Source organism: Paraburkholderia sp. 22099 (genome assembly GCF_052045835.1).
Classification (GTDB): Bacteria; Pseudomonadota; Gammaproteobacteria; order Burkholderiales; family Burkholderiaceae; genus Paraburkholderia; species Paraburkholderia terricola.
The window spans coordinates 15,922-35,790 of the sequence record NZ_JBQEPU010000028.1 but is presented as its reverse complement, the minus strand read 5'-3'; the positions used below and the strand labels follow the sequence as shown (position 1 = coordinate 35,790).

The following is a 19,869-nucleotide window of genomic DNA, read 5'->3' as shown; positions in this document are numbered from 1 at the left end:
GTCGCCGGCGTCGCGCGCCGCTTCGCAGCGAGCGCACCAGGGCGACGCGCTACGGCAACCTGTACGCGATCACGTAGTCGCCCTGCTTCGTGCCGAGCGATCCGTGGCCGCCCGCCGTCACCAGCACGTACTGCTTGCCGTCGCCGCCGGCGTAGGTCATCGGCGTGGCCTGGCCGCCCGCGGGAAGGCGCGCTTGCCACAATTTATCGCCGGTACGCACGTCGTAGGCGCGCACATAGTAGTCGAGCGTGCCGGACAGGAACGCGACGCCGCCCGCCGTGGTCACCATGCCGCCGAGGCTCGGCACGCCGAGCGGCATCGGAATCGGCAACGGCGCGCTGTCGCGAATCGTGCCGTTCTTGTGCTGCCACACGATCTGGTTGCTGCGCAGATCGACGCCCGCGACGTAACCCCACGGCGGTGCCTGGCAAGGAATGCCGAGCGGCGAAAGAAACGCGTTCAACTCGAAGCCGAACGGCGTGCCCCGCGCCATCTTGATGCCGCTCGTCTCGCTGCCTTTCTTCTCGCCGTTGTCCACGGGAATCTGCGCGCGCGGAATGAGCTTCGACGTGAAGGCCATGTAGCTCGGATTGGCGATCAGGATTTGCCGCACCGGATCGACCGCGACGCCGCCCCAGTCGAACACGCCGAAGTTGCCGGGGAACACCAGCGAGCCCTGTTCCGACGGCGGCGTGAACGCGCCGTCGTAGCGCAGCGAGCGAAACTTCACGCGGCACCACAGTTGATCGAACGGCGTGGTGCCCCACATGTCGCGCTCGCGCACCTTGGGCGGATTGAAATTGAGCGCGGAAACCGGCTGCGTGGGCGACGTGTGGTCGCCGGTTGCCGCGCCTTGGGGAACCGGCGTTTCCGTGATCGGCACGATCGGCTTGCCGGTTTCGCGATTGAGTACGTACAGACTGCCTTGCTTGGTCGACGCGATCAGCGCCGGCTGCACGCCGCTCGCGGTTTGCAGATCGATCAGGCTCGGCTGGCCGCCTACGTCCATGTCCCACAGATCGTGATGGGTGAACTGGTAATTCCAGCGCATCTTGCCGGTCGCCAGATCGAGCGCGACGACGCCCGCCGCGACTTTCTCGGAAGCCGGCGTGCGCAGCCCGCCCCACTGGTCCGGCGTCTGATTGCCGAGCGGCAGATACACCATGCCGAGTTTTTCGTCGACGCTGAACACCGACCACATGTTCGGCGAGTTGCGCACGTAGGTCTGGTTCGGCGCGAGCGGTTCGGTGGCGTCGGGCTTGCCGGCGTCCCAGTTCCACACGAGGTGGCCGTCGCGCACGTCGAACGCGCGCGTGACGCCGGACGGCTCGTTGGTCGATTCGTTATCCGTCACATGGCCGCTGACGATGACCAGGTCGCGCGTGACCGCCGGCGGCGACGTCGAATAGTAGCCGCCCGGCGTGAACGGTCCGATGCTGGTGCGCAGATCGATCTGACCGTTGCTGCCGAAGTGCGCGCAGGGCCGGCCGGTGTCGGCGTCGAGCGCGATGAGGCGCGCGTCGGCGGTGGGCAGGAAAATCCGCCGCGGGCATTCGGCGGCGAGGCTCGGCGCGGGTGCGGCGGCGGACGGCGCGGCGGGTTCCGATGAAGCAGCCGGCGCGGCGGATTCCGAGGCGGGCGTGGTCGCGAACGTGGCGGAAGCCTTGGGACCAAGCGCGGCGGCAAGCGCGGAAGACGCCTCGATGCCGGAAGCGGCGGCAGGCGTGGCGGAAGCCGCCGCCGAAGTCTCGGCGCCCGACGCAGCCGCAGCCGCTGAAGGCGCCGAAGCTTCAGAACCGGAAGTCGCAGAAGGCGCCGAAGAAGCCGAACCTTCAGACGCCGAAACCGCCTCCGACGCACCGCCCTGTGCCCCCGCGACAGCAGCGTCAGAAGCCCCCACTTCCCCCTTCGCCGGATAAAGACTGTCGTCGTGATAGGACACGCCGCGGCAGGTCATGTGCTCCCAATGCTTGAAGCCCGCCGGACTCTGAATATGCGGATCGAAGCGCCAGATTTCCTTGCCCGCGACCGGATCGAGCGCGATGACGATGCCATGCGGCGTGCACAGAAACAGCTTGTCGCCGACCTTGATCGGCGTGTTCTCGGCCGTGGTCTCGGTGGGGTCGTCCGGGCCGGGCTTGTCGCCGGTCTGGAATTGCCACGCCACCTTCAATTGACCCGCGTTGGCCGGCGTGATCTGCGCGAGCGGCGAATAGCGCTGACCGAGCGGTGAGCCGCCGTAATCGGTCCAGTCGCCCGTCTGCCGGTTCGCGTCGCCGGCAAGCGGTGCGGCGGGCGGGGCCGAGCCGACCTCGATCGAACCGGCACGGTCGTAAGGATGATTGAACGCCGTGCCGATACCCAGCAGCACCGTCAGCACGACGGCGGCCGCGAGCGGCAACGCGCCTTGACGATGCGCGCCGGGCGGCCCGAACACCAGCCTGCGGGTCACGGGCGGCAACAGCAGCCATAGGCCCAGCACGAGCCACACCCACAGACGCGGCAGCAACTGCCAGAAGTCGAAGCGCGCCTCCGTGACCGCCCACACGGTCGAGCCGAACAGCACCAGCGCGAACAGCAGCAGCGCCGAACGCCGCCGGATCGCCACCAGCAGCCCCGTCAGCGCGATGCCGATGCCCGTGAGCAGGTAGTACCAGGAGCCGCCGAGCGAGATCAGCCAAACGCCTCCGACGGCCACCACCAGGCCGATGAGCATGAACACGATGACGGGAAGCGCGAGAGCGACTGGAAAGCGGCGCGGCGTCGACATAGCAGTGACCTCGGCAAAAGGTATTCGAAGAAAAACTCCAGGCAAGCCGGAGACGTTCGAAAACGCAGGCGGCGCGAATGACGCGCAGCGTCAGACAAATTGCCTTGGAAGTAGCACATGCGGTTCCTGCTCACGGCACGCCGCATGCTTGGGTGCCAGCAAACCCGCCCAGCAAACTCGCTGCAAACCCGGCCTGCCAACCACTCCATCGCCGCCATGAAACACAGAGCCACCGTTCTCTGCGTCCGCGCCAACCGGATTCTCCTCGTCGCCCGGCCCAACGGAAGATGGGCGTTGCCCGGCGGACGCTGCAAGACCGGCGAGCCCGCGCACGCGGCCGCCCTGCGCGAGTTGGCCGAGGAAACGCGCCTGAGCGGGATCGCGCTCGATTATGTGTTCGAGTTCTGGGGCGCGCGGACTCGCCATTACGTGTTCGCCGCGCATCTGCCGCCCACGGCGGTCGCCCTGCCCGACCATGAAATCAGCCGGTGCCGCTGGATTCGCGCAAAGGACGTGGGCGTGACATGGGTGAGCATCTCGACGCGCGGCATCGTGCAGGTGCTGCTCGGCGAGAACAGTCCGGTCGGTCCGGGGCACCGTTCGAGCCCGCTGCACGCGTTGCCGGCGCAACGTGGCCGATGAGCGATCGGAGCGGCCCGATCGCCCACGCCCCGCTTCCCGTCCCGCCTCCCGCTTCGCGGTCAGGCGCGTTGCTGCCCCGAGCCCAGGTCCGCGCCGGTGACCGGGTCGGCCGTGACGTCGGATGCGGTGCGCCCCGCCATCGCCCGCAAGGTCTCGGCATCCGGCGCGCTCACGTTCACCGAGGCCAGCCCGTCGCCGCCATCCACCGCCGGTTGCGGCGACTCCACGTAATCCCAGTTCGGACCTTCGTTCCACGGCCCGCGCGGCGCGTCGTCGCCCGACGACATGTTGTAGTAGACGCTGGCGTACTCGGCCACGCCCGGCAGCTTGCCTTGCGGGAAATTCGGCTGGACCGAATGGAGCGCTTTTTCAAACGACTTCTGATGCGCGATCTCGCGGGTCATCAGAAAGCCGAGCGCGTCGCGTATGCCGGCGTCGTCCGTGACGTTGATGAGGCGCTCGTAGATGATCTTCGCGCGCGCTTCCGCCGCGATGTTCGAGCGCAGATCGGCGGTGGGCTCGCCGATCGTGTCGATGTACGCCGAGGTCCACGGCACGCCGGCGGAATTGGTCAGCGCGGGGCCGCCGCCGTAGAGCAGCGCCGTGATGTGCGAGTCGTTGCCGCCGCCCGTCAGCGAGCGGTACAGCTCGGCCTGCTCGTCGACGCCTTCGGCCAGTTTGCCCTTCCCGCCCTTGTTGAGCATCGCCACGATCGAGCCGATGACCTCGAGGTGGCTGAGCTCTTCCGTTGCGATGTCGAAGAGCATGTCCCTGCGCCCCGGATCGTCCTCGCCGACGGCCTGCGTGAAATACCGGCATGCCGCGGCAAGTTCTCCCTGCGGTCCGCCGAACTGTTCGAGAAGCAGATTCGCGAGGCCCGGATCGGGCTCCGCCACGCGTACTGTGTATTGAAGGCGCTTGTTATGAACGAACATGATCTCTCCATTGAAAAGTAGAACAATCGCCATTGCCTCGGCGTCGATGGTGGACGTGCCGCAAGCGGGTCATGCCGGCGGGACATCGCCTGCGGATATGCGCGTGAGCGGCGCAAGCCCCCGGCTTCGTACGCTTGCGGCGACCGCTCACGGCCGCTCGCTTGCCGCATGCGGCATACCTGGCGGTGACATCACGAGGCGGCGTCGTTCGACGGCGACGCCTTTCTCATGCCGATCGAATCGCCCGCGAATCGCCCGCGGATCGCCCTCGAATCGACCCGCAAAACTCGACCGCGCGGACCGTGCACGATCATTGCGAGCCACTTAGCGCATACGCCCGAAAAGCCCGCTCGACGCGCTCCACGGCGCATACGTCTGTTAAAAGTTCAAGCCGTGCATCCACAAATACAATCGCCAGAAGTCGTGGGGAACGCCGTTCGATAGCAAGACCTGGTTCACGAAACTCACAGGAGGTGCGTCCATGTCCAGTCGACATCCGATCATTGCGTTTCTCGCGGGATTGCCGCAGTTCGAGGCGCTTTTGCATGAGGACGCGGTGCTCGACCTGAGATCCGGCTGCATCGTGTCGCGATGCGAACCCGCGACTACCGAGGCCGGCTTGCGGTTCCGGCTGAACGTGCGTTGGCCGGGCCACGCCGCGCCGAATCCTCATCCGGTCGATGCCTATAAATACGTGGCCTTGCAGGTTCAGGAGGCGTCGCATCTCGGCTTCGATCTGAAGCTCACCGCCGAGAGCGCGGAACTGGCGATGATCGCCGCGAGTGATTGGCCGCACGAGGAGGCGTGAACCCCGATGGGCAAACCCGAGCTGTCCGCGTCGGATTCCTTCGATACGTCCGCGCCCCACGCGCCCCACGCGCCCGACGCGCCCGACACGCGGAAGGCGCTGCGACGCGCGAAGCAATACGATGCGCACGATGAAGCGCACGAGCCCGCGCCCGCCGATGCCAACGACGCCAACGACGAACTGCTGCGGCCTCGCGAGACTTGCGAGTGGCTGGTTCGCGCGCGGCGCGCGGCCGTGCTCATCGACGCGGCGCGCTATTACGCCGTGTTGCGCGAGGTGATTCCGCGTGCGCGCCATTCGATCTTCATCGTGGGCTGGGATATCGACAGCCGCATCGAACTGGTGCCCGGCGGCGCGGGCGACGGACTGCCCGACGGTCTCGCCGACTTCCTGTGCGCGGTGGTCGACGCCAATCCGCACTTGCGTATCCACGTGCTCGGCTGGGACTTCGCGATGCTCTACGCGTTCGAGCGCGAATGGCTGCCCTCGTATCAGCCGAGCTGGCACACGCACCGGCGGCTGTCGTTGAGGCTCGACGGCCGGCATCCGCTCGGGGCATCGCATCATCAGAAGATCGTCGTCATCGACGACTGCCTCGCGTTCACCGGCGGCATCGATCTCACGAGCGCGCGCTGGGACACGCCCGCGCACGCGCCCGACGACCCCGCGCGACGCAATCCCGGCAAGACCCGCTATCAGCCGATCCACGACGTGCAGATGATGTTCGACGGACCCGCCGCGAGCGCGATGGCGCGGCTCGTGCACGAACGCTGGCAGCGTTCGCGCCGCTCCCGCACGGCGCCGCGACCGTTCCAGCCCGGGCCCGCGAACCCGCAACTGTGGCCTTCCAGCGTGACGCCGGACTTCGTCGATATCGACCTCGGCATCGCCCTCACGGAGCCCGTCTACGAGGGACGCGAGGCCGTGCATCAGGTGCGGGCGCTGCACGTCGCGGCGGTGGCCGCGGCGCGCCGCAACATCTACATCGAGAACCAGTATTTCACCGCCGGGGCGATCGGCACCGCGCTGTGCGAGCGGATCGGCCGCACGCCCGGCCCGGACGTCGCGGTGGTCTGTCCGTTCAAGCAGAGCGGCTGGCTCCAGGAGGCGACGATGGGCGTGCTGCGGGCGCGCCTGCACCGGCTCATCCAGGACGCCGATCCGAACGGCCGCTACGCGATGTACGCCCCGGCGATCGATGCCGGGCGCGGCGTCTTCGTCAACGTGCACAGCAAGGTGATGATCGTCGACGAGCGCGTGCTGCTGATCGGCACGGCGAACCTGAACAACCGCTCGATGGTGCTCGACACCGAGTGCTGCGTGGCGATCGACGCGCGCGGCAATCCCCAGGCGCAGGCGACGATCGCGCGCATCCGCAACGCGTTGCTCGCCGAACATCTCGACACGAGCGAAGCCGAGGTCGAGCAGGCGCTCGAACGGCACGGCCGGCTGAACCCCGCGATCGCGAGCCTGAAGCACGGCGCGCGCACGCTCGTCGCGCTCACCCCCGAGGTCGCCGAGGAGTTTCGCGATTTCGCGGACAAGGTCCACGTTCTGGATGCCGAAGCGCCGATCGCGCCGGACGAACTGATCCGCCAGTTCCTGCCCGAGCCGACCCACCGGTCGCTCACCGCCAGGCTGCTCGTGCTGGGCGCGCTCGCGCTCGCGGTGGTCGCGCTGGCGATCGTCTGGCGCTTCACGCCGGCGGGCCATCCGCTGAGCTTCACGTCGCTCACGCACGGCGTGGAGCAACTCGCGGCTACCCGTCTCGGACCGGCGGCGGTCGTGGCGGGCTATGCGTTGGCGGCGCTGTTGTCGGTGCCCGTGACGCTGCTGATCGCCGTGACCGGCTTCGTGTTCGGCGCGCTCACGGGCGCGGCCTACGCGATGGCGGGCACGCTGATCGCCGCCGCCGCGGGGTGGGCCGTCGGCGCGTGGCTCGGACGCGACGCGGTGCGCGAACTCGCCGGACCGAAACTGAACCGGCTGAGCGAACGCCTGCATCAAAAGGGATTGCTCGCGGTGATCGTGTTGCGGCTCGTGCCGGCCGCGCCGTTTTCGATCGTGAATCTGGCGGCCGGCGCGTCACGCATCCGCTTTCGCGACTTCTTCGCCGGCACGGCGATCGGCATGGCGCCGGGCGTCGTGCTGGCCACGTCGTTCGCGCATCAACTGGTGTCCGCGGTGCGTCACCCGACGCCGTTCTCGCTGATGGTGGTGGCCGCGATCGGCGTCGCGCTGGTCGGCCTCTCGCTGCTGCTGCGGCGCATTCTCGCGGGGCGGCGATGAGCCGGCGCGAAGCGGACGTGATCGCCCTGGAGCGCCCGCAAGCGCGGTCCGCGCCGGCGCACCAACATGCGAGCGACGTGTTGCGCATCGCCACCTACAACATTCACGCCGCCGTGGGCACGGACGGGCGGCGCTCGGCCGAACGCATCGGCGAGGTGATCGCCGCCATGAACGCGGACATCGTCGCGTTGCAGGAGGTGCCGCTCGGCGGCACGGGCAGCCTCGACGTGCTGCCCGTGCTGAGCGACATCACGGGCTTGCATGGCGTGCCGGGGCCGACGCTCGACACGCCGCAACGGCGCTACGGCAACGCGGTGCTGACCAATCTGCCGGTGCGCGCGGTGCGCACGCTCGACCTTTCGTTCGGCAGCCGGGAGGCGCGCGGCGCGCTGGACGTCGACGTGGAAACCGGCAGCGGCGTGCTGCGCGTCGTCGCGACCCATCTGGGCCTGTCGTCGCGCGAACGCCGCGCCCAGGTCGACCTGCTGCTCGATACGTTCGACACGCCCGAACTGCCGGTCATCCTGCTCGGCGATCTGAACGAATGGTTCGTCTGGGGCCGTCCGTTGCGCGCGCTGCTGGCGCACTTCCGGCCGGCCGCCGCGCCGCGCACGTTTCCGTCGCGCTTTCCCGCCTTCGCGCTGGATCGCGTGTGGGTGCATCCGGTGCAGCGTCTGGTCGACGTGCAGGTGTTTCGCAGCGATCTGGCGCGGGTCGCCTCGGATCATCTGCCCGTCATCGCGCGCGTGCTGCGCTGAGGTTGATAGGCTCGCTGGGCCGCCGCCGCGCGGCGCGAGTGAACGAACATCTGGCGAGGGTGGCGAAACCCTGTTGCGCGCGTGCGATTTCAGAGGACGTACAGTCTCACGCGAGCGTTTTATCGATTTCGGCGATCCATTTGTGAACCGTTTCCAGCGTCTTCTGAACGTGACGCCGTTGCCGCAACGTTTCCGCGATGTCCCGATCCACGGCGCGAAGCTGGCTGACCGGTATCCCGGGATGGCCTTCACGGCCGAGCTGGCGAACTGTTTTTTCGTCGACGGCGGCTGAGCCGCTTTCGTTCAGTAAACGGCCGAGCGCGGCGGCATGTTGCTGCAACTCGCCGCGCTTGCCTTCGAGGATGGCCCGTTTCTTTTTCGTGCTTGCGAAAAACGGGATTCTGGGTTGCGTCAATGCGTTTTGCGCCTGCGTGTTCGCGCTCCGAAGCTGCCGCATGATGCCGTCGTAATGCGCCCCGAGGGAGCTGAGCGGGCCGCTGCTATGTTTTTCCTCGTGAATCGTGGCGAGGTCCGGTTTCCAACTGCTGCGGGCGCGCTGCGGCCCAAGCGGTCCATGGCCTGGCTGACGGTGCGCGGCGCCTCGCGCGCTGCCCGGTGGCGTTTGCGTCACGGCGGACCGCAGCGCGGGGGCGACCTTGCCGCTTGCCGTATTCAGCTCCATCAGATCGTCGTCATCGTCGAGGTGGACGGAAGACGCCGCGTTGCCGGCTCGCGGAGGCGGCGGCGGTGCGCGCGTCGGCACGGGCTTGCCTGCTGCCAGGGCCTGCTCGCGCGTCAACTTCGGCGTGCCTTGCGGCCGGGCGGCGGCGCTACGGTTGATCCACTTGACGGTATCGCCGACGAGATCTTCCTGCACGGTCGAGGAAGCCGGCGGCAGGCTGGCGAACGGTGCCCGCTGCGGTTTCACCGATGAAGAGCGCGACCAGCCGGTCATCTGCTTCAGACTTTGCAGCACAGCGCCACCCGCCGAAAGACGCTTCGACCGGCCACGCGCGCCGCTGGTCCCGCGGCTCGCGTCCGGTGAATCGGACCGCCCCTGCACGGCATCGGGCGGCGCGTTGCGACGAATCTGGACGGCCATGGTAGCGACTCCCTGAGTAGGTCTTCCCATTCTGCATACGCGTTACTGCCGGACCGGTGCGTTGCGCCGAACCGGCTCGTCTCCAGGCGAAATGAAGAAGCGCGGGCGCCATCGACGGACGGGCCCGGCAAACCGTATCCCGCATGCCGCCACTACATGTGAGCACCGCATGTGAGCACCGCATAGGCGCACCGCATGGGAACGGGATTTGCGTCCGCAGACATGCTCATTCGCGTATTCGCCAAGGAGAGACATTCATGGCTCAAACCGTCAGCGACTTCATCGTCGAGCGACTTCACGCCTGGGGCGTGCGCCGGATTTACGGCTATCCGGGCGACGGCATCAACGGCATGTTCGGCGCGCTCAACCGGTTTCAATCGAAACAGAAGCATGACAGGAACGACAAGACCAGTGATTCGGATCAGGGCATCGAATTCATCCAGGTCCGCCACGAGGAAATGGCCGCGTTCATGGCCGCCGCGCACGCCAAATTCACCGGCGAACTCGGGGTCTGCATCGCCACCTCCGGCCCCGGCGCGTCGCATCTGATCACCGGTCTCTACGACGCCAGGATGGACCACATGCCCGTGCTCGCGATAGCCGGACAGCAGGCGCGCGCCGCGCTCGGCGGCCACTATCAGCAGGAACTGGACCTCGTCTCCATGTTCAAGGATGTCGCGGGCGCTTTCGTCGAACAGGCCAGCGTCCCCGCGCAGGTGCGCCATCTGGTCGACCGCGCGGTGCGCACCGCGCTCGCCGAACGCAAGGTCACCGCGATCGTGCTGCCCAACGATCTGCAGGACTTGCCGTATGAAGCGCCGGGCCGCAAGCACGGCACGCTGCATTCGGGCGTGGGCTTTCGCGCGCCGCGGCTCGTGCCCTATCCCGACGATCTGCAGCAGGCTGCCGACGTGCTCAACGCCGGCAAAAAAGTGGCGATTCTCGTCGGCGCGGGCGCGCTGCATGCGACCGACGAAGTCATCGCCGTCGCCGAAAAACTCGGCGCGGGCGTCGCCAAGGCGTTGCTCGGCAAGGCCGCGCTGCCGGACGATCTGCCGTGGGTCACCGGCGCGATCGGCCTGCTCGGCACCAAGCCGAGCTACGACCTGATGACGGAATGCGACACCCTGCTGATGATCGGCTCCGGCTTCCCCTATTCGGAGTTTCTGCCGAAGGAAGGCGCCGCCCGCGGCGTGCAGATCGACATCAAGGCGGACATGCTGAGCCTGCGTTATCCGATGGAAGTGAATCTGGTGGGCGATAGCGTGGAGACCTTGCGCGCGCTGCTGCCGCTGCTCGAACACAAGCAGGACCGCGCGTGGCGCAGGACGATCGAGGGCTGGACCGAGGACTGGTGGCGAACGCTCGAGCGGCGCGCGCACGAAGCCGGCAACAACGCGGTCAATCCGCAGCGCACGGTGTGGGAGCTGTCGAAGCGCATTCCCGCCGACTCGATCGTGACGAGCGATTCCGGTTCCTGCGCGAACTGGTATGCACGCGATCTGAAGGTGCGGCGCGGCATGATGTGCTCGCTCTCGGGCGGGCTCGCGTCGATGGGCGCGGCCGTGCCCTATGCAATCGCCGGCAAGTTCGCGTTTCCCGAGCGCCCCGTGATCGCGCTGGTGGGCGACGGCGCGATGCAGATGAACAACATGGCCGAACTGATCACCGTCTCGAAGTACTGGCAAGACTGGGCCGATCCGCGCTGGATCTGCATGGTGCTGAACAACCAGGATCTGAATCAGGTGACGTGGGAGCAGCGCGTGATGAATGGCGATCCGAAGTTCGAGGCGTCGCAGAACATTCCTTCCGTGCCGTATCACAAGTTCGCGGAGCTGATCGGCCTGAAAGGCATTTACGTCGACGACGCCGAACAGATGGGCGCGGCCTGGGACGAGGCGCTCGCGGCGGACCGACCGGTCGTCATCGAGGTGAAGGCCGATCCCAACATTGCGCCGTTGCCGCCGCATGTCACGCTCGCCCAGGCCAAGGCATTCGCCACGACGCTGATGAAGGGCGACCCGGAGCAAGGCAACGTGATTGTCGAGACCGCGAAGCAGGTGCTCGGCGCGGTGCTGCCGGGGCATCGCGACAAGTGATGCGGGTTGCCTTACCGCTTGAGCTCGATGACGCTCACGTATGCTGACGTGAGCCGACGTGAGACAGGGACTCGCCCGGCCCCGGCGCCGTTGCCGGCGCGAGACTCGCGGTCATCGCGCCGGGCAGATTGTTCAGCATGATGACGAGTCGGTGCAGTTGTTCCATCGGCACTTCGTCGAAAAACAGCGTGATCGACTCCGTGCGGTCCTGGAGCTTGACGTGCATGCTCGAACCGCACGCCGGCGTTTCGCACGCGCGCAGGCACTTCCAGATTGCGATGACGTGCAAGGCGCCGACCGCGGCGGACACCGTAATGCGTTGCGTCGTGATCATGGTCGTCGAGAAATGGGGTTGCCGTTGCGGGGGGCCAATCCAACAGAAGCACCCGATTACAAGCTTAGTCCACCCCGGCAGAATCGAAACCCCTTCACGTCATACATAACCCTGGCATTAATCCTGGAATATCGGACGTTCGAGCCGCCTTGCACGCCAACCCGGCCAATCCGGCCAATCCAGCCAACCCCGCAGCAATCGTGCCCGCTAGTGCTGAACGCCCCATTTGCGCACGGTCACGCGCTCCAGCGTATCGAACACCAGATGCTCGATCAGCAGGCCGATCACGATCACCGCCGCGAGCCCCGCGAAAACGCGGTCCGTGTAGAGCTCGTTGCGATTCTGGAAGATGTACCAGCCCAGGCCGCCGCTGCCCGAACTCGCTCCGAATACCAGTTCGGCCGCGATCAGCGTGCGCCATGCGAACGCCCAACCGACCCGCAGTCCCGCGAGAATCGACGGCAACGCGGCGGGCACCAGAATCAGCAGGACGTGGCGCATGCCGGTCAAGCCATAGTTGCGCCCCGTCATGCGCAGCGTCGCCGGCACCGACTGAAAACCGGAGTACGTGTTGAGCGCGAGCGGCCACAGCACCGCATGCACCAGCACGAACAGCAGACTGCCGGTGCCGAGGCCGAACCACAGCAACGCGAGCGGCAGCAGCGCGATCGAGGGCAAGGGGTTGAACATCGCCGTGAGCATCGACAGAAAATCGCGGCCCACGCGCGTCGACACGGCCAGCGACGTCAGCACGAAGGCGAGCGCGGCGCCGAGCAGATAGCCGCGCAGCAGCACCGACATCGACACGGCAGTCTTGCGCAGCAGTTCGCCGGACCACACGCCCTGTACGAACGCGCTGAACGTCGCGCCGAAGGTCGGCAGCAGCAGATCGTTGTCGACCGCGCGCGCGGCGATTTCCCAAATGCCGATCAGCACCAGCGCGATCAGCGTCTTGCGCAGCCAGGCTTGCGCGAGAAGGCGCTTGCCGAACGGCAACGGCGCTTCGAAAACGAGTTCGCCGAGCGGTTCGAGCGGGCGTTCGTACTCGTCGCGAATGGGGGGCAAAGCGGGCGGCAAAACGGGCGGCAACAAGGCGGCGGGAGAACTCATTGCGCGGCCTCCGTCTCTTCGAACAGCAGGTGATGAATGCGCGCGACGCTGCGCTGAAAATCGCCGCGCCCGAAACTGTCCTGCGAATACTGGTGGCTGTTGAGTTCGGCGCGCACGCGGCCCGGATGCGGCGACAGCAGCAGAATGCGGTTGCCGACCACCAGCGCTTCCTCGATCGAATGCGTGACGAACAGCAGCGTGAAGTTCACCTCCTCCCACAGGCGCAGCAGTTCCTCCTGCATCTTGCGGCGCGTGAGCGCGTCGAGCGCGGCGAACGGTTCGTCCATCAGGAGCACGCGCGGCTGCATCGCGAGCGCGCGCGCAATCGCGACCCGCTGCTTCATGCCGCCCGACAAGGTATGTGGATACGCATGAGCGAACGAAGCCAGCCCCACCTTCTCCAGATAGTGCAGCGCGCGTTCGTTGGCTTCGGCACGCGAGAGCTTCTTCGCGACACGCAGTGGAAAGGCGACGTTTTGCAGCACCGTCTTCCACGGCGGCAATTGATCGAACTCCTGGAACACGACGATGCGATCGGCGCCGGGCCCGCGCACGGTTTGACCGTCGAGCGAAATGCGGCCCGAGGTCGGTTCGATGAAGCCCGCCACCGCCTTGAGCAAGGTCGACTTGCCGCAGCCCGACGGCCCGAGCAGCACGAAGCGGTCGCCGCCGTAGACGTCGAAACTCACGTCATGGGTCGCGCGAACGATGCGCTCGCGAGTGCGGTATTCGAGGTTGACGTTTTCGACCGCGAGCAAGCGCTCGCTGGTCGCGCCGCGAGTTTGTCCGCTGCGTTCAGGAAACAGAAGCGTGGGATTGGCCACCATCAGAGCGCTCCTTCGAAGCCGGCCACGCGGGCCGATACATATCCTGCGAGATGAAAAATCAGATGCGTCATGCTCAACTGCCCGCCGCGGTCGCCGGGTCGTCGAAGAAATAATCCTTCCACGACTTCGGCTCGTTTTTGATCACGCCGACGCGATACATGAATTGCGCGAGCCCGAGCGTGTTCTGCGGCGCGACCTTGAATTGCACCTGCGGATTCTTGATTACCTTCAGCAGCAGATCGCGGTCGATCTTCGACTGATTCGTGCGGATATAGATGTCGGCGGCGGCCTCGGGATTCGCCGCGACGAAGCGCGCGGCGTCGGCAAGCGCGTCGACGAACGCGCGGTACGTCTTGGGATTGTTGTCACGGAATTTTTCGGTGGCATAGAGAACCGTGGCCGAACTGGGGCCGCCCAGCACGTCGTAGGAATTCAACACGATGTGCGCTTTCGGATTGCCCGCGAGTTCCTGTTCCTGAAACGGCGGATTGCCGAAATGCCCGGTGATTTCCGTGCCGCCCGCGATGATCGCCGCGGCCGCGTCGGGATGCGGCAACGCCTGGGTGAATTTGTCGAGACGGTTGTACTCCTTGTCGCCCCAACGTTTCGCGGCGGCATACTGCAACACGCGCGATTGCACCGACACGTTCACGGCTGGCAAGGCGATGCGGTCCTTCTCCGTGAAGTCGGCGATCGTCTTCACGTCGGGATTGTTGCTCACGAGGTAGTACGGCAGATTGCCGAGCGAGGCGACGCCCTTCACGTTCTGCTTGCCGCGCGTGCGATCCCAGATCGTCAGCAAGGGGCCGACGCCCGCGCCGGCGACGTCCACCGCGCCGGACAGCAGCGCGTCGTTGATGGCCGCGCCACCCGAGAGCTTCACCCAATCGACCTTGATGTCGAGCCCCTGCTTGCGGCCTTCCTTCTCGACGAATTGCTGATCGCGCGCCACGTTCAGCAGCAGATAGACGATGCCGAACTGTTCGGCGACGCGGATCTGTCCTTCGGCGTGGGCGGGCATGGCCGTGGTCAATCCCGCGCTGGCGATCGACAAGCCCAGCAGTGTCGTGGCGGTCGCGGCGGTCGTGGTGAAGCGTCGGGCAAAAAACGACCGCGCGGCGGTCGGGCGAAACCTGGCAAGCATCGGAACTCCGGTCAGCGTGTGATTGAGGTCAAGGCGGGCGGCGTTGCCGTCAGAACGGCACGTCGCCTTCGATCGTCGTGCGATAAAGCTTGCGGCGCAGATGGTCGGGCGTGCCGGCCGCGAGATGCATCAGCGAGCGGTTGTCCCAGAACACCATGTCGTGCGCGGACCAGCGATGCAGGTACAGATGCTCGGGGCGCACGCTATGCGCGAAGATCGCTTCGAGCAATGCCGCGCTCTCGTCCTCAGGCAAGCCGATGATGCGAGTCGTGAAATGCTCGCTGACGAAGAGCGCGCGGCGCCCGGTCTCGGGATGCGTGCGCACGATCGGCTGCACCACCGGCTTGACCTGCGCGATCTGCTCGGCGGAGAGATTGGGCCGCCACTGGCTGCGTTTTTGCAGTTCCGCGTACTTCGCGAGATACGTGTGTTCGGCGAAGCGCCCTTCCACCGCGCGGCGCAAATGCGCGGGCAACGTGTCCCACGCGAGGTGCATGTTGGCGAACAACGTATCGCCGCCTTCCGCGGGCAACTCCTGCGCGTGCAGCAGCGAACCGAGGCTCGGCTTGTCCTTGTACGACAGATCGGAATGCCAGTAATGACCGGCGTCGCCGAGACCGATCGGCTTGCCGTTCTCGACGATGTTCGACACCACCAGCACCTCGGGATAGCCCGGCAACTGGAATTGATGCAGCACATGAATCTGCAGCGGACCGAAGCGCCGGCTGAAGGCGATCTGCTGATCCGGCGTGATGCGCTGATCGCGAAACACCAGCACGTGATGATCGAGATGCGCGCGATGGAGGCGGGCGAAGTCGTCGTCGCTCAGCGGCTCATCGAGATCGAGGCCCAGCACCTCGGCGCCGAGCGGGCCGTCGAAGGCGCGAATCTCGATGCGCCGGGAGGGGTGGAGCGTGCCGGCGGCGCTGGCCGCGTCGATGTCGGGTGCAAAGGCAGTCGTCACAGGAAACTCTTCGTCGAATCTGTTCGGAGGACGCCGTCGAAGGCGTAGTCAGAAGAATTTACTGGCGCGAAGGCCCGGACACAACGAAGGAAATCCGATACGGTTATCTGCTGAAGTGATAAACCCGTTGCTTTAACGCGAGGCGGACGGCGATAGCACGTTGGATGCCTCCGCAGCCGCGGCCCCAATGCGCGGGTCCGTGGGTCCGCCGTCACGCGTCACAGCCGCCCAGGCCGCGGATCGGGCACGAAGCCGTCGCGATTGGGCATGACCACGCGCGGCAGCGACGCCGCATCGAGCCGCGTGTTCGCCGGCACGATGCCGTTCTGATTCAGCAGGAACGCGCTCACCGCATACACCTCGTCGGCGGACAGCGATTCGGGCGCGTTATACGGCATCGCGCGGCGGATATAGTCGAACAGCGTGGTCGCGTAGGGCCAGTAGCTGCCGACCGTGCGCTTCGGCTTCGCGCTCGCGAGCGTGCCGTGGCCGCCCACCAGCGGGTCGCCGAGACCGCCCTCGCCTCGCGCGCCGTGGCATGCCGCGCATTGGGCGGCGAAGACCCGTGCGCCCGTCGCGACGTCGCCGCTGCCGGCCGGCAAGCCGCGACCATCCGGCGCGACGTCGATGTCCCACGCGGCGAGCTGCGAGTCGGTGAGCGGCGTGCCGATGTCGTGAGTCGTGGTTGAATTGCGCGCGTCGGGCGTGATCGACGCACAGGACGCAAGCGCCAAAAGCGCTAGCGATGCGGCGAGCCGAACGCGCGCCCTCATCCAAAACCCCGTTCGCACCCGCATCCGCAACGCACCGTTCGCGCCGAACCGCTTCTCAAGCATTGCGCACCTCGCCGTTTTCGCCGACGCGCCATTGCTGGATCGCGTTGTAGTGGTACTGCGAATTCAGGCCGCGCGCGGCGACGAGTTCGGCGCGCGTGGGTTGCACGTAGTCGGTCGAATCGGTGGCGCGCGAAAGCAGCGCGGCGGGGCCGCCGTTCCAGCGCCAATCGGCCTGAAAGCGCGTGAGCGCGCGATCGGCTACGGGGCCCTCCAGACGCGCCAGCTGCCAGGTCGCGCCGCCGTCGGTGGAGACCTCGACCTTGCGGATCGTGCCGCGCCCGGACCACGCGAGCCCCGTGATCGGGTAATAACCGTGCGTGCTGAGCCGATGTCCCGGCGAAGGCCGCGTGATGACCGACTTCGCATCCATCTCGAACGCGAACTGACGCGCGCTGCCGTTCGCGAGCAGGCTCGTGTACTTCGACGTTTCCTCGCGCGTTTGCAACGGCGCGTCGACCACCTTCAGCCGGCGCAGCCACTTCACGTTCGTATTGCCCTCGAAGCCGGGAACGATCAGGCGCAACGGATAACCGTTTTCCGGGCGCAAGCGCTCGCCGTTTTGCGCGTACACCACCAATGCGCTATCGAGTATCCGCTCGAGCGGCAAACTGCGTGTCATCGCGGCGGCGTCCGCGCCTTCCGCCAGGAGCCAGCCGCTTTGGGGCTTGAGCGGGTTCGACAGGCCGCCCGCTTCCTCGAGCAAGGTCGACAAACGCACGCCGGTCCATTCGCAGCACGACAGCAAGCCATGCGTGAGTTGCACGGGCAAACCGCTCGGCCCGTTCCACTCGCTGCCGGTATTGCCCGAACATTCGAGAAAGTGAATACGCGATTCGGACGGCAGGCGCAGCAGGTCGTCCATCGTGAACAGCTTCGGTGCGCGCACGAGGCCATGAAGCGCCAGCCGATGCTGCTCGGGATCGATGTCGGGCACGCCGCCGTGATGCCGCTCGTAGACGAGTCCGTTGGGCGTGAGCGTGCCGTGCAGATCGGCGAGCGGCGTCATCGACGACGCCGCGCCCGGCAGCGGCCATGCGCGCGCGCTGCGCCGCACGACGTTCGCCTCGCGCGGCGACGGCACGCCATACGGATGTTCGAGTGTCGGCGCGCCGGGCGTGCGGCTCCACGGCGCGACGTCGAGCGGCAGCAGTTCAGCGGCCGCCGTCGCCTGCGAAGCGGCGAGACCGCCGGCCGCGAGACCGCCGAGCAGGCGACGACGGCCGCGTGACGGCGGCGGATCCGGCTGGGGCTTGCGCGAGTTCATCATGACGGCGGCGCGTGGTGGGCAAGCGGGCTATCGTAGCGATGCGCGAGGCGCCGGCCAAACGATGAATTCTCATATCGATTGGAGTAAAGCTATCGAAGTGAAGCAGGCTAAAAGCGGGGCTGAAAACGGGCCCGACCGTGCGCGCCGGCGCGCGAAAAACACTTCACGTCATGGGTAATCGCTGAAGCGCGACGCCGGCTCGGTCACGGTCGTGGCCGGCGTATAACCCGGCACATTCGCCGCAGCGCGTGGCAACCTGTACTTCGATCAATGCCGCCACGACCCATGCGGCAACTCCACCTCCCGCTGCGCCGCCGCCAGCCCTTCGAGCAGCCCCGCGCGGTCCAGCGCGATGCAGTACACCGGCTTCGCGCGCTCGAAGCGCCAACTGTCCGCGAGCGCGCCGGCATCGACGGGATCGAAGCCGAACTGATCGACTAGCGCGCTCACCACGCGTTTGGCCGGCTCGTCGTCGGCGGCGAGCGGCAGCGCGCGGCGCTTCGGCGTGCCGGCCGGCTTGCCGTGCGTTTCCAGGTCTTTCGCCAGGATCGCGCTGAAGGCCTTCACCACTTTCGCGCCCGGCAATGCGGCGGCGAGCAACTGACTGGTGGTGGTGGCGCGCGTGTCGAGCGCTTCGATCTGGCCGTCGCGCTGCGGATAGTAGTTGCAGGTGTCGATCACGATCTTGCCGTCGAGCGCCGCCGCCGGCAGCGCATGAATGCTGCTGAACGGCACCGCCGCCACCACCGCCTCGCCGAATGTCGCCGCCTCTTGCGCGGTGCCGAGCGCGCAGCCGGTCGCCGCCGCCGTGCTGATCAAGGTCCGCGGATCGCGGGAATTGCTGAGCATGACCTCGTGGCCGTTTTGCTGGGCGAGGGTCGCCAGCGCGCGGCTCATGAAGCCCGCGCCGAGAAAGCCTATCTTCATGTTTCACACTCCGTTGCAGGTTTGGGATTGCGCCGTCGAGCGCACGCTCATCGGTGAGACACACTATGATTCAAAACTTCAATGGGATAAATCGGCATAATTTGACGACTGTCGAAAACATGGATAGGGAATGATGGACCGTCTGACCAGCATGGCCGTGTTCGTCAAAACGGCCGATAGCGGCTCGTTCGCGGCGGCGGCGCTTGCGTTCGGCATCTCGTCGCAGATGGCCGGCAAGCATGTGAGCACGCTGGAGGAACGCGTCGGCGCGCGTCTCATCAACCGCACCACGCGGCGCCAGAGCCTGACCGAGATCGGCCAGATTTTCTACGAGCGCTGCAAGGCGCTGCTCGCGGATGCCGAAGCGGCCGAAGCCGTCGCGCAGGAACTGTCGGCGACGCCGCGCGGGCGCTTGCGCATCACCGCGCCGGTCACGTTCGGCGCCTGCTGTCTCGCGCCGATGATCGCGCGCTACCTCCAGGCTCATCCCGAGGTGCGGGTGGAACTGACGCTCACCGACCGCTTCGTCGATCTGATCGACGAAGGGTATGAGGCGGCGATTCGGCTGGGGCCGCTCGCGGATTCGTCGCTGATCGCGCGGCCCTTGATGCCGTACCGTTTGGTGGTATGCGCGTCGCCGGGCTATCTGGCGCGGCACGGCACGCCTGACACGCCGCAAGCGTTGACCGGACACGACTGCATGGGCTTCATCTTCACGAGCTTGCCGGTGGCGAGCGAATGGCGTTTCGCGGATGCGCGCGGTGAACACGCGGTGCCGGTCTCGGGCCGCTTTCAGGCCAACGACGTGAAGGCGCTGCTCGCCGCGGCGCTCAACGACGGCGGCGTGATGCTCGCGCCCGAAGTGGCGGTACGCGACGAGCTGGCGGCAGGCCGGCTGATGCGGCTGCTCGACGGCTACGAAGCCCCGGCGCGGCCCATGCATCTGGTGTTTCCGGCGAGCCGCGCCACGCCGAAACTGCGCACGTTCATCGATCAGGTGGTCGCGGAGTTCGGGCCGCACGGCGCGTGAATCATGTGTGAATCACGTGTCGGAACG

General features: G+C 66.8%; 17 protein-coding genes. 6 read left to right on the top strand and 11 right to left on the bottom strand.

Annotated elements, in window-relative coordinates; all coding sequences use genetic code 11:
- Positions 1 to 49: 49 nt before the first annotated feature.
- Complete coding sequence (locus ACTJLC_RS23815; RefSeq protein ID WP_440845378.1) at positions 50 to 2,770, bottom strand: outer membrane protein assembly factor BamB family protein; 2,721 nt, start codon at positions 2,768 to 2,770, stop codon at positions 50 to 52.
- A 216-nt stretch (positions 2,771 to 2,986) separates the two neighbouring features.
- Here ACTJLC_RS23815 and ACTJLC_RS23810 point away from each other — a divergent pair, with 216 nt between their 5' ends.
- On the top strand, positions 2,987 to 3,412 hold the full coding sequence (locus ACTJLC_RS23810; RefSeq protein WP_440845376.1) for an NUDIX hydrolase: 426 nt from the start codon (positions 2,987 to 2,989) through the stop codon (positions 3,410 to 3,412).
- Positions 3,413 to 3,471: 59 nt separating this feature from the next.
- Here the strand turns inward: ACTJLC_RS23810 and ACTJLC_RS23805 are convergent, their stop codons facing one another.
- Complete coding sequence (locus tag ACTJLC_RS23805; RefSeq protein WP_440845374.1) at positions 3,472 to 4,347, bottom strand: manganese catalase family protein; 876 nt, start codon at positions 4,345 to 4,347, stop codon at positions 3,472 to 3,474.
- Positions 4,348 to 4,828: 481 nt separating this feature from the next.
- Here ACTJLC_RS23805 and ACTJLC_RS23800 point away from each other — a divergent pair, with 481 nt between their 5' ends.
- Genes ACTJLC_RS23800 through ACTJLC_RS23790 form a run of 3 tightly spaced genes read left to right on the top strand, consistent with a single transcriptional unit; the run spans position 4,829 to position 8,202 of the window.
- Positions 4,829 to 5,155: a hypothetical protein gene (locus ACTJLC_RS23800; protein WP_440845372.1), complete on the top strand. Its 327-nt coding sequence runs from the start codon at positions 4,829 to 4,831 to the stop codon at positions 5,153 to 5,155.
- 6 nt (positions 5,156 to 5,161) lie between these two features.
- Positions 5,162 to 7,444 carry a VTT domain-containing protein gene (locus ACTJLC_RS23795; RefSeq protein ID WP_440845370.1) on the top strand — a complete coding sequence of 761 codons (2,283 nt, stop codon included), beginning with the start codon at positions 5,162 to 5,164 and terminating at the stop codon, positions 7,442 to 7,444.
- On the top strand, positions 7,441 to 8,202 hold the full coding sequence (locus ACTJLC_RS23790) for an endonuclease/exonuclease/phosphatase family protein (protein WP_440845368.1): 762 nt from the start codon (positions 7,441 to 7,443) through the stop codon (positions 8,200 to 8,202). Before ACTJLC_RS23795 ends, ACTJLC_RS23790 begins: the two co-directional genes overlap by 4 nt.
- 106 nt (positions 8,203 to 8,308) lie before the next feature.
- On the opposite strand, the gene ACTJLC_RS23785 is transcribed toward ACTJLC_RS23790, so the two are convergent.
- Entirely contained in the window at positions 8,309 to 9,304 is a 996-nt protein-coding gene (locus ACTJLC_RS23785) for a hypothetical protein (protein WP_440845366.1), read from the bottom strand.
- 257 nt (positions 9,305 to 9,561) lie between these two features.
- Here ACTJLC_RS23785 and ACTJLC_RS23780 point away from each other — a divergent pair, with 257 nt between their 5' ends.
- Positions 9,562 to 11,403 carry a thiamine pyrophosphate-requiring protein gene (locus tag ACTJLC_RS23780; RefSeq protein WP_440845364.1) on the top strand — a complete coding sequence of 614 codons (1,842 nt, stop codon included), beginning with the start codon at positions 9,562 to 9,564 and terminating at the stop codon, positions 11,401 to 11,403.
- Positions 11,404 to 11,437: 34 nt separating this feature from the next.
- On the opposite strand, the gene ACTJLC_RS23775 is transcribed toward ACTJLC_RS23780, so the two are convergent.
- The 8 genes from ACTJLC_RS23775 to ACTJLC_RS23740 all read right to left on the bottom strand — a co-directional run bounded on the left by ACTJLC_RS23775 (position 11,438) and on the right by ACTJLC_RS23740 (position 18,812).
- Positions 11,438 to 11,737: a hypothetical protein gene (locus ACTJLC_RS23775; protein WP_440845362.1), complete on the bottom strand. Its 300-nt coding sequence runs from the start codon at positions 11,735 to 11,737 to the stop codon at positions 11,438 to 11,440.
- A gap of 207 nt (positions 11,738 to 11,944) precedes the next feature.
- The gene (locus tag ACTJLC_RS23770) at positions 11,945 to 12,847 is read right to left on the bottom strand and encodes an ABC transporter permease (protein ID WP_440845360.1); all 903 of its coding nucleotides are present in this window, start codon (positions 12,845 to 12,847) and stop codon (positions 11,945 to 11,947) included.
- Entirely contained in the window at positions 12,844 to 13,674 is an 831-nt protein-coding gene (locus ACTJLC_RS23765) for an ABC transporter ATP-binding protein (RefSeq protein ID WP_440845358.1), read from the bottom strand. The genes ACTJLC_RS23770 and ACTJLC_RS23765 overlap by 4 nt, the downstream gene beginning before the upstream one ends.
- 73 nt (positions 13,675 to 13,747) lie before the next feature.
- The gene (locus ACTJLC_RS23760; protein ID WP_440845356.1) at positions 13,748 to 14,818 is read right to left on the bottom strand and encodes an ABC transporter substrate-binding protein; all 1,071 of its coding nucleotides are present in this window, start codon (positions 14,816 to 14,818) and stop codon (positions 13,748 to 13,750) included.
- Between the two features lie 49 nt (positions 14,819 to 14,867).
- Positions 14,868 to 15,782, bottom strand: coding sequence for a TauD/TfdA dioxygenase family protein (locus tag ACTJLC_RS23755; RefSeq protein WP_440845354.1), 915 nt, complete (start codon positions 15,780 to 15,782; stop codon positions 14,868 to 14,870).
- A gap of 218 nt (positions 15,783 to 16,000) precedes the next feature.
- Positions 16,001 to 16,555: a c-type cytochrome gene (locus ACTJLC_RS23750; protein WP_440845352.1), complete on the bottom strand. Its 555-nt coding sequence runs from the start codon at positions 16,553 to 16,555 to the stop codon at positions 16,001 to 16,003.
- Between the two features lie 55 nt (positions 16,556 to 16,610).
- Entirely contained in the window at positions 16,611 to 17,882 is a 1,272-nt protein-coding gene (soxC, locus tag ACTJLC_RS23745) for a sulfite dehydrogenase (RefSeq protein WP_440845439.1), read from the bottom strand.
- A 270-nt stretch (positions 17,883 to 18,152) separates the two neighbouring features.
- A complete protein-coding gene (locus tag ACTJLC_RS23740) occupies positions 18,153 to 18,812 on the bottom strand; it encodes an NADPH-dependent F420 reductase (protein ID WP_440845350.1) in 660 nt (219 codons plus the stop codon).
- A gap of 133 nt (positions 18,813 to 18,945) precedes the next feature.
- Here ACTJLC_RS23740 and ACTJLC_RS23735 point away from each other — a divergent pair, with 133 nt between their 5' ends.
- A complete protein-coding gene (locus ACTJLC_RS23735) occupies positions 18,946 to 19,842 on the top strand; it encodes a LysR family transcriptional regulator (RefSeq protein ID WP_440845437.1) in 897 nt (298 codons plus the stop codon).
- Positions 19,843 to 19,869: the final 27 nt, after the last annotated feature.

Excerpts from the sequence above, each read along its gene's own strand:
- ACTJLC_RS23815 (WP_440845378.1), bottom strand. The coding sequence starts at position 2,770 with ATGTCGACGCCGCGCCGCTTTCCAGTCGCTCTCGCGCTTCCCGTCATC.
- ACTJLC_RS23810 (WP_440845376.1), top strand. The coding sequence starts at position 2,987 with ATGAAACACAGAGCCACCGTTCTCTGCGTCCGCGCCAACCGGATTCTC.
- ACTJLC_RS23805 (WP_440845374.1), bottom strand. The coding sequence starts at position 4,347 with ATGTTCGTTCATAACAAGCGCCTTCAATACACAGTACGCGTGGCGGAG.
- ACTJLC_RS23800 (WP_440845372.1), top strand. The coding sequence starts at position 4,829 with ATGTCCAGTCGACATCCGATCATTGCGTTTCTCGCGGGATTGCCGCAG.
- ACTJLC_RS23795 (WP_440845370.1), top strand. The coding sequence starts at position 5,162 with ATGGGCAAACCCGAGCTGTCCGCGTCGGATTCCTTCGATACGTCCGCG.
- ACTJLC_RS23790 (WP_440845368.1), top strand. The coding sequence starts at position 7,441 with ATGAGCCGGCGCGAAGCGGACGTGATCGCCCTGGAGCGCCCGCAAGCG.
- ACTJLC_RS23785 (WP_440845366.1), bottom strand. The coding sequence starts at position 9,304 with ATGGCCGTCCAGATTCGTCGCAACGCGCCGCCCGATGCCGTGCAGGGG.
- ACTJLC_RS23780 (WP_440845364.1), top strand. The coding sequence starts at position 9,562 with ATGGCTCAAACCGTCAGCGACTTCATCGTCGAGCGACTTCACGCCTGG.
- ACTJLC_RS23775 (WP_440845362.1), bottom strand. The coding sequence starts at position 11,737 with ATGATCACGACGCAACGCATTACGGTGTCCGCCGCGGTCGGCGCCTTG.
- ACTJLC_RS23770 (WP_440845360.1), bottom strand. The coding sequence starts at position 12,847 with ATGAGTTCTCCCGCCGCCTTGTTGCCGCCCGTTTTGCCGCCCGCTTTG.
- ACTJLC_RS23765 (WP_440845358.1), bottom strand. The coding sequence starts at position 13,674 with ATGGTGGCCAATCCCACGCTTCTGTTTCCTGAACGCAGCGGACAAACT.
- ACTJLC_RS23760 (WP_440845356.1), bottom strand. The coding sequence starts at position 14,818 with ATGCTTGCCAGGTTTCGCCCGACCGCCGCGCGGTCGTTTTTTGCCCGA.
- ACTJLC_RS23750 (WP_440845352.1), bottom strand. The coding sequence starts at position 16,555 with ATGAGGGCGCGCGTTCGGCTCGCCGCATCGCTAGCGCTTTTGGCGCTT.
- soxC (WP_440845439.1), bottom strand. The coding sequence starts at position 17,882 with ATGAACTCGCGCAAGCCCCAGCCGGATCCGCCGCCGTCACGCGGCCGT.
- ACTJLC_RS23740 (WP_440845350.1), bottom strand. The coding sequence starts at position 18,812 with ATGAAGATAGGCTTTCTCGGCGCGGGCTTCATGAGCCGCGCGCTGGCG.
- ACTJLC_RS23735 (WP_440845437.1), top strand. The coding sequence starts at position 18,946 with ATGGACCGTCTGACCAGCATGGCCGTGTTCGTCAAAACGGCCGATAGC.